The sequence below is a fragment of the Blastomonas sp. 34TW genome (genome assembly GCF_059803595.1).
In genome coordinates this window covers 55,207-67,890 of sequence record NZ_JAPFGW010000005.1, presented here as the reverse complement: position 1 = coordinate 67,890, position 12,684 = coordinate 55,207, and the positions used below count along the sequence as shown (strand labels likewise).

The following is a 12,684-nucleotide window of genomic DNA, read 5'->3' as shown; positions in this document are numbered from 1 at the left end:
GTGTCATGACCATCACCGCCACTTTCTTCCTGATTGCGGGCCTCGGCCTGATCGCCTGGGTCTTCGCCCGCGCGCGTGCCGGACGCTTCATCCAGTCGGGTGTTGCCAGCGTCCATTCGCTGCCCAGCTATCATGGCTGGTATGCCGCGATGTGGGCGGTCGTTCCCGCGATCCTGTTCCTGCTGGTGTGGAGCACCATCGCGCCGGCGCTCGGCAGCTACCAGGTGCTCGAAAGCCCGCTGGCCGCAGGGCTTCCCACCGATGCTTTCGAGCGTGCCGCGATTCTGTCCGAAGCGCGCGCGCTGTCGCACAATCCCGATCTCAAGGTGTTCAACGACGCCGCAGTCAGGCTCGCCCCGCTCTATGAAGCCGCGGACAACAAATATGCGATGATCGGCGCGCTCGCCGCCTTCCTGCTGTGCTTTGCCGGCGGCGCCTTTGCCTTTACCCGCATCCGCCCGGATTTCCGCGCACGCACCCAGGTCGAGCGCACGGTGATGTTCGGCCTGTTGCTCGCCTCGCTGATCGCGATCCTGGCGACGCTCGGCATTGTCGCCTCGTTGATCTTCGAGACGATCCGCTTCTTCGGCATGGTCTCGCCGTTCGAATTCCTGTTCGGGCTCGACTGGAACCCGTCGGACAAGGTCGTCGATGGCCAGGCCACCGGCTTCGGCGCGGTGCCGCTGTTCTGGGGTACGGTGTTCATCGGCGCGATCATCGCGATGCTGGTCGCGATCCCGCTCGGGCTGATGAGCGCGGTCTACCTCACTCAATATGCTAGCGCCAATGTGCGCAAGTGGATGAAGCCGATCCTCGAGATTCTCGCGGGCGTGCCGACCGTGGTCTATGGCTATTTCGCCGCGCTGACCGTCGCGCCTGCGCTGCGCAGCTTTGCCGTGTCGATCGGCATCACCGACGCGTCGTCCGAATCGGCGCTTGCCGCAGGCTTGGTGATGGGTGTGATGATCATCCCGTTCGTCTCCTCCATGGCCGATGACAGCATCGCCGCCGTGCCCGGCAGCATGCGCGACGGTTCGCTCGCCATGGGCGCGACCAAGAGCGAGACGATCAAGCAGGTTCTGATCCCTGCGGCACTCCCCGGCGTGGTCGGCGGCGTGCTGCTCGCGGTCAGCCGCGCGATCGGCGAGACGATGATCGTGGTGATGGCCGCAGGCCTGGCCGCGAACCTCACCGCCAATCCCTTCGCCAGCGTCACCACCGTCACCACGCAGATCGTCCAGCTGCTCACCGGCGATACCGATTTCGACAGCCCGATGACGCTCGCCGCCTTCGCGCTCGGCCTGACGCTGTTCGTCGTCACGCTGCTGCTCAACATCGTCGCGCTGCAGATCGTCAAGAGATACCGGGAAGCGTATGACTGAGGCCCTGACCATGACCGCCACGCCCCAGACAGGAAGCCCTTCGTCGCGCAAGACCGACTGGATGGGCGATGCCATGCAGAAGCGGATAGCGCGCCGCTATGCCGCCGAGCGCCGGTTCAAGTTCCTCGGCCTGGCTGCGGTCGCAACCTCGTCGCTGTTCCTCGCCTTCCTGCTCGTCGTGATGATCGGCAACGGGGCCAAGGGTTTCGTCACCACCGAGGCGACGCTGACCATCGACCTGCCCGCCGCCACCGGCAGCATCTCGCCCGATCAGCTGACCGGGCCGCAGCTTCGCGCCACCATGGCTTCGATCGACGTTCGCCGCATCTTCGACAATGCCGTGCAGGCGCAATATGGCGAGGACGGCGCGCGCTATTTCGCCAGCACCGCCTGGACCGCCTTGCGCGACCAGTTGGTCGAAAATCCCAATCTGGTGATGGGCAAGACCAGCTTCTGGCTGCCGACCTCTGCCGATATCGACCGCGCCGCCAAGGATCGTTCCACTCCGCAAGCCGAGCGCGATTATGCCGCGCTCACCAAGGCGGGCGAAGTGCGGCAAAGCTTCAACATGCAGTTCCTCACCGGCTCTGACGGCACCGATCCGGCGCGCGTCGGCATCTGGGGCGCGCTCAAGGGCTCGCTGATCACGATGGTCGTGACCCTGTTCCTCGCCTTCCCCGTCGGCGTGCTGGCGGCGGTGTATCTCGAGGAATATGCGCCCAAGAACCGCTTCACCGACCTGATCGAGGTGTCGATCAACAATCTCGCGGCCGTGCCCTCGATCATCTTCGGCCTGCTGGGTCTGGCGGTGTTCCTGCAATTCCTGTCGATGCCCCGCTCGGCGGCTTTGGTCGGCGGTCTGACGCTGGCTTTGATGACCATGCCCGTCATCGTCATCGCCGCGCGCAACGCCATCAAGGCGGTGCCCCCCTCGATCCGCGAGGCGGCGATGGGCGTCGGCGCGAGCCCGATCCAGGTCGTGTTCCACCATGTCCTGCCGCTCGCCATTCCCGGCATCATGACCGGCACGATCATCGGCATGGCGCGCGCGCTTGGCGAGACCGCGCCGCTGCTGATGATCGGCATGCGCGCCTTCACCACCACCCCGCCCGACGGCCTGACCGACCCGGCCACCGTGCTGCCGGTGCAGATCTTCCTCTGGTCGGACGAGGTCAATCGCGGATTTGTCGAAAAGACCTCTGCCGCGATCATCGTCCTGCTCGTCTTCCTGCTCACCATGAACGCGATTGCCGTGTACCTGCGCAACCGCTTCGAAACCCGCTGGTAACCCGATCCATGCTCGACAATCTGGCCTCTGCCACTACCAAACCGAAAATGTCCGCGCGCGACGTGCGGGTCTTTTATGGCCCCAAGGAAGCGATCAAGGGCGTGTCGATCGATATCGACATGGACAATGTCGTCGCGTTCATCGGCCCGTCGGGCTGCGGCAAGTCGACCTTCCTGCGCACCTTGAACCGCATGAACGACACCATCCCGATCGCGCGGGTGGAGGGCGACATCACGCTCGACGGCGAGAACATCTATTCGAGCAGCATGGACGTGGTGCAGCTGCGCGCACGCGTCGGCATGGTGTTCCAGAAGCCCAACCCCTTCCCCAAGTCGATCTACGACAATGTGGCGTACGGCCCGCGGATCCATGGCCTGGCCCCCAACAAGGCCGAGCTCGACCAGATCGTCGAGAATTCGCTGGTGCGCGCAGGCCTGTGGAACGAGGTGAAGGACCGGTTGCAGGACAGCGGCACCGCGCTCTCGGGCGGCCAGCAGCAGCGGCTGTGCATCGCGCGTGCGATCGCGGTCGACCCTGAGGTTATCCTGATGGACGAGCCCTGCTCGGCGCTCGACCCGATCGCCACCGCGAAGATCGAGGAGCTGATCCACGAGCTGCGCGGCCGCTACGCCATCGTCATCGTCACGCACAACATGCAGCAGGCCGCGCGCGTCTCGCAGAAGACCGCGTTCTTCCACCTGGGAACCATGGTGGAATATGGCGACACTTCGGATATCTTCACCAATCCGCGCGAGGAACGGACGCGCGACTATATCACTGGCCGTTACGGCTGAGGCGCACCACATGCTTGAGCGACACGGCTCGGCAGCACGGGGATACGGGGGCCCCGCCAAGCCTGGCATCGCAACGAACGGAATTTCTTGATGAACCACAGCCTGAACGAACACACCCTGAAGGCCTTTGACGGCGACCTCATCACCCTGCGCGGGCTGATCGCGGAGATCGGCGGGCGCGCCGAAAAGGCGGTCGAGGGTGCGATGACCGCGCTCGCCAACAACGATCACGATCTGGCGCGCCAGGTGGTCGAGGGCGACAAGCGCATCGACGCGCTGGAAGAGCAGATCGACCGGATGGTGATCCAGACCATCGCGCTGCGCGCGCCGATGGCCGATGACCTGCGCGAACTCGTCGCCGCGCTCAAGATCTCGGGCGTGGTCGAGCGGATCGGCGATTATGCCAAGAACATCGCCAAGCGCGTTCTGCTGATCGATGCCGAACAGCAGATCGATGCCGCGCGGCTGCTGCCCGCCATGGCTGACGCGACCCGCCAGCTGGTCGACGATGCGTTCACCGCCTTTGCCAAGCGCGATGCCGACCTTGCCGTCGCGGTGTGCGCGCAGGACAAGACCGTCGACGATTTCTACAACAGTATCTTCCGCGCGCTGATCGCGCACATGATCGATAATCCCGAGCATGTCGGCGCGGGCACGCACCTGCTGTTCATCGCCAAGAATCTCGAACGGATCGGCGACCACGCCACCAATGTGGCCGAGATGGTTTACTTCGCGGTCATGGGCCAGTCGATGAACGAGCGCGAGCGCGGCGACGACGCGCTGGCGCCCGGCAGCGACTGACCGGACCTTTTGAAACGAAAGCACGATACCGATGACGACTCCGCATCTGCTGCTGGTTGAAGACGACATGGCCTTGGCCGAATTGGTGTCCTGGCATTTCGACAAACAGGGCTTCCGCGTCAGCCAGACCGCCGATGGCGAGGAAGCGATGCTGATCGCGCGTGAGGAACGGCCCGATATCGTGCTGCTCGACTGGATGATCGAGAACCTGTCGGGCATCGAGGTCTGCCGCCGCCTGCGCCGCGACAACGATACCTCGAACATCCCGATCATCATGATGTCGGCGCGCGGCGAAGAGGAAGACCGGGTGCGGGGACTGGACATCGGCGCGGACGATTATGTCACCAAGCCCTTCTCCCCGCGCGAGCTGATCGCCCGGGTCAACGCGGTGCTGCGCCGCGTGCGCCCGGCGCTGGCGGGCGAGGCGCTGAGCTTTGCCGATATCGAGATGGACACGGTGGGCTACAAGGTGAAGCGCGCCGGGCAGACCATTCCGCTCGGCCCCACCGAGTTCCGCCTGCTGCGCCATTTCCTCGAGCATCCCGGCTGGGTGTTCTCGCGCGAACGCCTGCTCGACAGCGTCTGGGGGCATGACAGCGATATCGAGATTCGCACCGTTGACGTGCATATCCGCCGCCTGCGCAAGGCGCTCAACGCCAATGGCCAGCCCGATATCATCCGCACCGTGCGCTCCGCCGGTTATGCGCTGGACAGCGAACTGGCCTGATCGCCGTAGCGTCAGCCCAGCTTGACGGACGCGTAAAGTTGAAAGCCCATGGCTTGGCGCTTGCCAAGCGCTTCAACATGGCTAAAACCCGCGCCATTCCGCGTGGCCAAGCCGCGCATTCAAGAGAGGGATGCTTGCCATGACCATCAGTTTCAAGGACCGCGTTGCCATCGTCACCGGCGCAGGCGGGGGCCTCGGCCGCGCCTATGCGCTCGAGCTTGCCGCGCGCGGCGCGAAGGTTGTCGTCAACGATCTGGGCGGTGCGCGCGACGGCACCGGCACCTCGGACGCCGCCGAAAAGGTTGTCGAGGAGATCAAGGCCGCAGGCGGCGAAGCCATGGCCAATGGCGGATCGGTCACCGAATACGAGCAGATGGTCGAGATGGTCGCCAAGGCCAAGGAAGCCTGGGGCGGCGTGCACGTCCTGATCAACAATGCCGGCATCCTGCGCGACAAGAGCTTCGCCAAGATGGAGCCCGCCGATTTCGATCTGGTGGTCAAGGTCCACCTCGTCGGTTCGGGCTATTGCACCAAGGCGGTGTGGGAAACGATGCGCGAGCAGAATTACGGCCGCATCCTGATGACCGCATCGTCGACCGGCCTGTACGGCAATTTCGGCCAGGCGAACTATGGCGCAGCCAAGCTCGGCCTCGCGGGCCTCACCAAGACGCTGTATCTGGAAGGCGCGAAGAACAACATCAAGGTCAACACGCTCGCCCCCGTCGCCGGAACGCGCATGACCGAAGACATCTTCCCGCCCGAAGCCTTTGCCCAGTTCAAGCCCGAGAACGTGGTTCCCGCGGCGCTGTACCTTGTGTCTGAAGAGGCCCCGACCAACATGATCATCGGCGCGGGCGCAGGCGCGTTCCACGCCGCCTATGTGACGATGACCCAGGGCGCCGCGCTCCCCGAAGGCGAGCGCACCCCCGAAGGCGTGGCGCGCATCTTCGACAAGATCATCGACCGCACCGGCGAAACCGTGCCGCAGTCGGGCAGCGAACAGGCGATGACGATCATGCGCCTGCTGCAGGGCTGATCGGCTGGCACCAAATAGCATTCACCTCGTCACCCCCGCAAAAGCGGGGGTCCCGCTTCTCGAACACCGAGGCGAAAAAGCGGGATTCCCGCGTTCGCGGGAATGACGATGGAAATGCACGAGTGTTACGAAAAAGGGGCGCGGCGAGTAATCGTCGCGCCCCTTTTTGATTCCACACTGAATGAGTGAGCCGCTGTTAAAATTCATCACTCGGTGACATTCAGCCGCTATTTTTGCTGTCATCGGAATTGGCGCTGGATAGCAGGGGCACGGATCATGAGCATTTCAGGCGGCTTGCGCGGGGTCATGACCTTGATGGCTGGCCTTGTCGTGATGCTATCCGGTTGCGGCAGCACCTTGCCCGATTATCGCTATCGGCTAACGGTCGAGGTCGAGACGCCCGAGGGATTGAAGACCGGCTCCAGCGTGGTGGAGGTGTCCACATCGATGACCAGCAGCACCAGCATCCCCAGCCCCGGCGCGGTGCGGCATCGCCTCAACGGCGAGGCCGTCACGATCGATCTGGGGCAGCACGGCACCTTGTTCGCTCTGCTACGGTCGGATGTTGAAGTCGACTGGCCGACAAATCTCCTGTTCCGCCTGGCACCGCAGGTGAGGGTTAATGATGAGAATGGCAAATATGACTCTGACGCTTCGTTCAGAGCGCGATATGAAGCCATGCTGCAAAATCGTCGACCGATCGTGCTGCCCAAGAACTTTAACAATATCAGCGTCCTTAGGGATATGCCTGCCCGCCCGATGCTGGTCCGCTTTCGCGACATCAATGACCCAACCACTGTGGAGCGCGTCGATCCTGATGCTCTCGCGGCCAGTTTCGGCGAGGGCGTCAAGCTCAGGCGGGTGACGGTGCAACTGACTGATGATCCCGTGACTAAGGGAATTGAGAAGCGGTTGAAATGGTTAGATTCTTATCGAAAAACGAATTTTGACGGCACATCCTCTTTTATTGAGGACCTCACGACAGAAGAGCTCGCAGCACATCTGTCCTCCGGGTCATTCAGCACGGAGTTTGCAAACTGAACGCAGATGTTTTTCTGCCCGTTCTCGCGATAGATGCAAAAAACTTACAGTAAAAAGCGGATTAAACTTCAAACAGCTCATCCGCCACTGAGTACACCGGTCGGTCGAACACACCCCAACCCCTATTCGCTCCAATCGGCCCGCGCGATGCCCAGCGCGTGGAGCAGCGCTGTCCAGTCGCCATGCGCGATATGCGCGTCGGCGGCGGCGATCGCGGCGGGCTTGGCGTGATAGGCGATGCCTGCGCCCGCAGCCTTGAGCATCGGGATGTCGTTCGCGCCGTCGCCCAGCGCGATGACCTGCGCCGCCTCGATCTCCTGCCCCACCGCCTGCTCCATCAGGATCGCCGCCTTGCGCGCGGCGTCGACGATGCCGCCTTCGAGCGCGCCGGTCATATGGCCATGCTCGATCACCAGCCGGTTGGCGAACACCGCGTTGAAGCCCAGCTCCGCACCGATCACGTCGGCGAACGAGTGAAACCCGCCCGAGACCAGCACGCAATCCACCCCGCGCGAGCGCAGCGTGCGCACCAGCACCCGCGCACCCGGCATCGGCTGGATGCGATGGCCCAGGCAATCGCCGATGACATGCTCGCTCAACCCCTTGAGCAATGCGACACGTTCACGCAGCGCCGCCTCGAAATCGAGCTCGCCCTGCATCGCGCGCTCGGTAATCTCGGCGACCTGCGGTTTGACCCCGGCATAATCGGCGAGTTCGTCGATGCACTCGTTGGCGATCATCGTGCTGTCCATGTCGGACACCAGCAGACGTACGCCGCGCGCGTCATCGTCCAGCACCAGCACGTCGGCAGTGTTGCGATATTCGGCCAACGCGGCATCGCCTGCCGCGCGGTCGCCGGTGAAGTGCAGTTCGCCCACCTTGCCAGGCTCGATCCAGCGCGATTCGCCGATCACCAGCCCGGCGGCATGCAATCGGTCGGCGGCAGCGTTTAGCTCTCCCGCAGGCAGGCTATCTGCTGCTATCAGCGCGGCGATGGGCACGAACATTTCCCCCGAGACCGCCGGAGACACCCGCCCGGCGCTGGCGCTTATTGCCGGACCCACCGCCAGCGGCAAGAGCGGATTGGCGGTGGGGTACGCGCAATTTCTGCAAGCGCGCGGGCAGCAGGCGGTCATCATCAACGCCGACAGCGCGCAGGTCTATGCGGATCTGGCGGTGCTTTCCGCGCGGCCGAGCGTTGCGGAGATGGGGGGCATCGACCACCGGCTGTTCGGCTATATCGACGGGGCTGAGGCCTGTTCCGCCGCGCGCTGGGCGGAGGATGCCCGCGCAGAGATTGCGGCAGCGCATGCGGCAGGGGCGCTGCCGATCCTGGTCGGAGGCACCGGCCTGTACCTGCGCACGCTGCTCGAGGGCATCGCGCCCGTGCCTTCCATCGATCCCGCGATTCGGCAGGCGGTGCGCGCGCTGCCGGTCGTGGACGCGCACGCCGCGCTCCAGGCCGAAGACCCCGAGGCTGCCGCGCGTCTGAACGCTGCCGACACCACCCGCGTCGCGCGCGCGCTCGAGGTCGTGCGATCGACGGGGCAGACGCTCAAGAGCTGGCAGGCCCGCAAGCAGGGTGGCATCGGCGATGCAGTGGCGCTCAAGCCGCTCATCCTGCTGCCGCCGCGCGATTGGCTGGTCGAACGCTGCGACCGCAGGTTTGCCACGATGCTGGACTCGGGCGCGGTCGAGGAGGTCGAGGCGCTGCTGGCGCGCGGGCTCGACGCCGATCTGCCGGTGATGCGCGCGATCGGCGTGCCCGAAATTGCCGGGATGATACGCGGAGAGCTGACGCGCGAGGCCGCGCTCGCCGCAGGCCAGCTTGCCACCCGCCAATATGCCAAGCGGCAATATACCTGGTTCCGCAACCAGCCGCCGGAGAGCTGGCAACGGTATACAAAGCCATATTCGGATAGCGATAGACTAGATTTTGATATTTTATTTCGCATTTAGCTGTTGACACGGCATTTTATGTCGCATAGATCGACCTCGTCAGGCGTTGCTGCCAGCGCCCTTCTGACACGTCGCATATTCACCCTGCCCGGCGCGGCCCGTCTGCGCCGGGTGCTTTTTTGCTCAAGGCAGGGATGCGGCACCCAAGGCAGCATATGGTTTTGCAACATCGGCCCAGCTTGTCTAAGCGGGCTGCGGTTTAATGACGAAGTAAGGCTTGCATCATGGCCGAATTGAGCGGCGCGCAGATATTGGTTGAAACGCTGGTCGAGCAGGGCGTCGAAGTGATTTTCGGCTATCCCGGCGGTGCAGTGCTGCCGATTTACGATGCGATTTTCGGCCACCCGTCGCTGCGCCACATTCTCGTGCGCCACGAACAGGCCGCCGCGCATGCCGCAGAGGGCTATGCCCGTGCGACCGGCAAGCCTGGCGTCGTGCTCGTCACCTCCGGCCCCGGCGCGACCAATGCGGTCACCGGCATCACCGATGCGCTGATGGATTCGATCCCCATGGTCGTCATCACCGGCCAGGTCGCGACCACGCTGATCGGCACCGATGCCTTCCAGGAAGCCGACACCATCGGCATCACCCGCCACTGCACCAAGCATAATTATCTGGTGAAGGACCCTGCGCGGCTCGCCTCGACGGTACGCGAGGCCTTCCATATCGCGACCCAGGGCCGCCCGGGCCCGGTGCTGATCGACATCCCCAAGGACGTCCAGGTCGCCACCGCAGCGCATGATGGCGACACCCCTGCCCGCCCGAACATGCGCTATGCACCGGTGAAGGAAGGCACAGCCGACGATATCGCGGCGGCGGCGCGGATGATCACCGAGGCGGAATGTCCGGTGATCTATTCGGGCGGCGGCGTCATCAATTCGGGACCGGATGCCACGCAATTGCTGCGTCAGCTTCAGGCGATGACCAATGCGCCGGTCACCTCGACGCTGATGGGCCTCGGCGCCTTCCCGTCCGAGCATCCCGACTGGCTGGGCATGCTGGGCATGCACGGCACCTATGAAGCCAACATGACGATGAACCGCGCGGACCTGATCATCTGCGTCGGTGCGCGCTTCGACGACCGCGTCACCGGCAGGCTCGATGCCTTCGCGCCCAATTCGAAGAAGATCCATATCGATATCGACCGCTCGTCGATCAACAAGACCGTCCGGGTCGATCTCGGCATCGTCGGCGATTGCGCGACGGTGCTGCAGCAGATCATCGATCAGCTGAACGCCATCGGCCATGCCCCGCGCGACTTTTCCGAATGGAAGGCGCGGATCGCCGGATGGCGCACGCGCGAGTGCCTGGCCTATCCCGCGAACAAGTCCGAGATCATGCCGCAGCTGGCGATCGAGCGGCTCTATGCCCTGACCAAGGACCAGAGCCCGATCATCTCGACCGAGGTCGGCCAGCACCAGATGTGGGCGGCGCAATATTTCCGCTTCGAACAGCCGAACAAATGGCTGACCTCGGGCGGTCTCGGCACAATGGGCTATGGCCTGCCTGCCGCGATCGGCGCGCAGCTCGGCTGCCCCGATGCCCTGTGCATCGACATTGCGGGCGAAGCCTCGATCCAGATGAACATCCAGGAACTCGGCACCGCGACGCAATATCGCCTGCCGGTCAAGATCTTCATCCTCAACAACGAATATATGGGCATGGTGCGCCAGTGGCAGCAGCTGACCTATGAAAGCCGCTATTCGGAAAGCTATTCCGACGCGCTGCCCGATTTCGTCGCGCTCGCCGAGGCCTATGGTTGGAAGGGCATCCGCATTTCGGACGAAAGCGAGCTCGATAGCGGCATCCAGGCGATGATCGATCATCCGGGTCCCGTGATGGTCGATTGCCGCGTCGCCAAGCTCGCCAACTGCCTGCCGATGATCCCGTCTGGCGCGGCGCATACCGACATGATCCTCTACGGCGATGAAGTCGCCGGTACGATGGAAGACGAAGCAAAGGCGCTGGTCTGATGCATATCCGTGAAGCCGCGTCCGAGCGGCACGTCCTGACCGTCACGGTCGACAACGAGGCGGGTATCCTCGCCAAGATCGCCGGCATGTTCACCGCGCGCGGCTATAATATCGAAAGCCTGACGGTGGCCGATATCAGCGAGGACCATGCGACCAGCCGCATCACCATCGTGACGGTGAGCCCGCCTGCGGTGATCGACCAGATCATCGCGCAGCTCGACCGTCTGGTGGCGGTGCATCGCGTCGCCGACCTCACCGAGCTCGGCCCGCATGTCGAGCGCGAGCTGGCGCTGATCAAGGTCGCAGGCACGGGCGAACATCGCATCGAGGCGCTGCGCCTGGCGGACATCTTCCGCGCCCGTCCGGTCGATACCAGCACCAACAGCTTCGTGTTCGAGATTTCCGGATCGGTCGAGAAGATCAACCAGTTCATCGCGCTGATGCGCGAGGTCGGGCTGGTCGAGGTCGCCCGCACCGGGGTCGTCGCCATGACCCGGGGGGCGGTGGCGGGCTGAATTACCCCTCTCCCCTTGCGGGAGAGGGACAGGCGCGAAGCGCCAGGGAGAGGGGGCCCTCTCCAACCTCCACTAGGCAGCAAGCTGCCAAGTTTCGGTATCCTCTCCCGTAAAGGGAGAGGAGATAAGACAGGGAATGAGAAGGTTATGCGCGTTTATTATGATTCCGACTGCGATCTGAAGCTGATCCAGGACAAGAAGATCGTGATTGTCGGCTATGGCAGCCAGGGCCATGCCCATGCGCAGAACCTGCGAGACAGCGGCGTCAAGGATGTCGCGATCGCGCTTCGCCCCGGCAGCGCCACCGCCGCCAAGGCCGAAGGCGCGGGCTTCAAGGTGCTGAGCAACGCGGAAGCTGCCGCCTGGGCCGATATCGTCATGATCCTGGCGCCCGACGAGCACCAGGCCGCGATCTATGCCGCCGATTATCACGACAACATGAAGCCCGGTGCGGCGCTGGCCTTCGCGCACGGCCTCAACATCCATTTCGGCCTGATCGAGGCGCGCGAGGATCTCGACGTGATCATGATCGCACCCAAGGGCCCCGGCCATACCGTGCGCAGCGAATATGTGCGCGGCGGCGGCGTGCCCTGCCTGATCGCCGTGGACCGCGACGTGTCGGGCAATGCGCATGACATCGCGCTCGCCTATGCAAGCGGCGTCGGCGGCGGCCGCAGCGGCATCATCGAGACCAACTTCCGCGAGGAATGCGAAACCGACCTGTTCGGCGAGCAGGCGGTGCTGTGCGGCGGCCTGACCCACCTGATCCAGGCCGGGTTCGAGACGCTGACCGAAGCAGGGTATGCGCCCGAAATGGCCTATTTCGAGTGCCTGCACGAAGTGAAGCTGATCGTCGACCTGATGTACGAAGGCGGCATCGCCAACATGCGCTATTCGATCAGCAACACCGCCGAATATGGCGACATCACCACCGGCCCGCGGATCATCACGAGCGAGACCAAGGCCGAGATGAAGCGCGTTCTGGAAGACATCCAGCAGGGCCGTTTCGTCAAGAATTTCGTGCTCGACAACCGCGCCGGCCAGCCCGAGCTGAAAGCGGCGCGCAAGCTCGCCGCCGCGCACCCGATCGAGAAGACCGGCGCGCAGCTGCGTGCGATGATGCCGTGGATCGGCGCGAACAAGCTGGTGGACAAGGCCAAGAACTGAG

Annotated in this window: 12 protein-coding genes; 11 read left to right on the top strand and 1 reads right to left on the bottom strand. The window is 64.0% G+C overall.

Annotation, left to right across the window (positions count from 1 at the left end; all coding sequences use genetic code 11):
- Positions 1-5 precede the first annotated feature (5 nt).
- The 7 genes from pstC (at position 6) to OPU69_RS08135 (ending at position 7,069) form a co-directional block, all read left to right on the top strand.
- A complete protein-coding gene (gene pstC / locus OPU69_RS08165) occupies positions 6-1,382 on the top strand; it encodes a phosphate ABC transporter permease subunit PstC (RefSeq protein ID WP_498510289.1) in 1,377 nt (458 codons plus the stop codon).
- Complete coding sequence (pstA, locus tag OPU69_RS08160; protein ID WP_060977224.1) at positions 1,375-2,670, top strand: phosphate ABC transporter permease PstA; 1,296 nt, start codon at positions 1,375-1,377, stop codon at positions 2,668-2,670. The genes pstC and pstA overlap by 8 nt, the downstream gene beginning before the upstream one ends.
- A gap of 8 nt (positions 2,671-2,678) precedes the next feature.
- On the top strand, positions 2,679-3,464 hold the full coding sequence (gene pstB / locus OPU69_RS08155; protein WP_023838590.1) for a phosphate ABC transporter ATP-binding protein PstB: 786 nt from the start codon (positions 2,679-2,681) through the stop codon (positions 3,462-3,464).
- A gap of 90 nt (positions 3,465-3,554) precedes the next feature.
- Positions 3,555-4,265 (top strand): phosphate signaling complex protein PhoU, encoded by a 711-nt coding sequence (gene phoU, locus OPU69_RS08150; protein ID WP_208597811.1) that lies wholly within the window; start codon positions 3,555-3,557, stop codon positions 4,263-4,265.
- Between the two features lie 31 nt (positions 4,266-4,296).
- The gene (gene phoB / locus OPU69_RS08145) at positions 4,297-4,992 is read left to right on the top strand and encodes a phosphate regulon transcriptional regulator PhoB (RefSeq protein ID WP_023838588.1); all 696 of its coding nucleotides are present in this window, start codon (positions 4,297-4,299) and stop codon (positions 4,990-4,992) included.
- A gap of 139 nt (positions 4,993-5,131) precedes the next feature.
- Entirely contained in the window at positions 5,132-6,028 is an 897-nt protein-coding gene (locus OPU69_RS08140; protein WP_060977303.1) for an SDR family oxidoreductase, read from the top strand.
- Between the two features lie 276 nt (positions 6,029-6,304).
- Positions 6,305-7,069 carry a hypothetical protein gene (locus tag OPU69_RS08135; protein WP_498510285.1) on the top strand — a complete coding sequence of 255 codons (765 nt, stop codon included), beginning with the start codon at positions 6,305-6,307 and terminating at the stop codon, positions 7,067-7,069.
- Between the two features lie 122 nt (positions 7,070-7,191).
- Here OPU69_RS08135 and serB read toward each other — a convergent pair whose 3' ends face one another.
- On the bottom strand, positions 7,192-8,076 hold the full coding sequence (gene serB, locus OPU69_RS08130; protein WP_498510283.1) for a phosphoserine phosphatase SerB: 885 nt from the start codon (positions 8,074-8,076) through the stop codon (positions 7,192-7,194).
- Between serB and miaA the strand changes: the two genes are divergently transcribed.
- From miaA to ilvC, 4 genes are all read left to right on the top strand, one after another.
- Positions 8,063-9,028 carry a tRNA (adenosine(37)-N6)-dimethylallyltransferase MiaA gene (miaA, locus tag OPU69_RS08125; RefSeq protein WP_498510281.1) on the top strand — a complete coding sequence of 322 codons (966 nt, stop codon included), beginning with the start codon at positions 8,063-8,065 and terminating at the stop codon, positions 9,026-9,028. The two genes, serB and miaA, sit on opposite strands and share 14 nt — an antisense overlap.
- Before the next feature lie 224 nt (positions 9,029-9,252).
- Positions 9,253-11,001 (top strand): biosynthetic-type acetolactate synthase large subunit, encoded by a 1,749-nt coding sequence (ilvB, locus tag OPU69_RS08120; protein ID WP_060977228.1) that lies wholly within the window; start codon positions 9,253-9,255, stop codon positions 10,999-11,001.
- The gene (gene ilvN / locus OPU69_RS08115) at positions 11,001-11,516 is read left to right on the top strand and encodes an acetolactate synthase small subunit (protein ID WP_060977229.1); all 516 of its coding nucleotides are present in this window, start codon (positions 11,001-11,003) and stop codon (positions 11,514-11,516) included. Before ilvB ends, ilvN begins: the two co-directional genes overlap by 1 nt.
- 147 nt (positions 11,517-11,663) lie before the next feature.
- A complete protein-coding gene (gene ilvC / locus OPU69_RS08110; protein ID WP_066285042.1) occupies positions 11,664-12,683 on the top strand; it encodes a ketol-acid reductoisomerase in 1,020 nt (339 codons plus the stop codon).
- The last annotated feature ends 1 nt before the right edge of the window (position 12,684 follow it).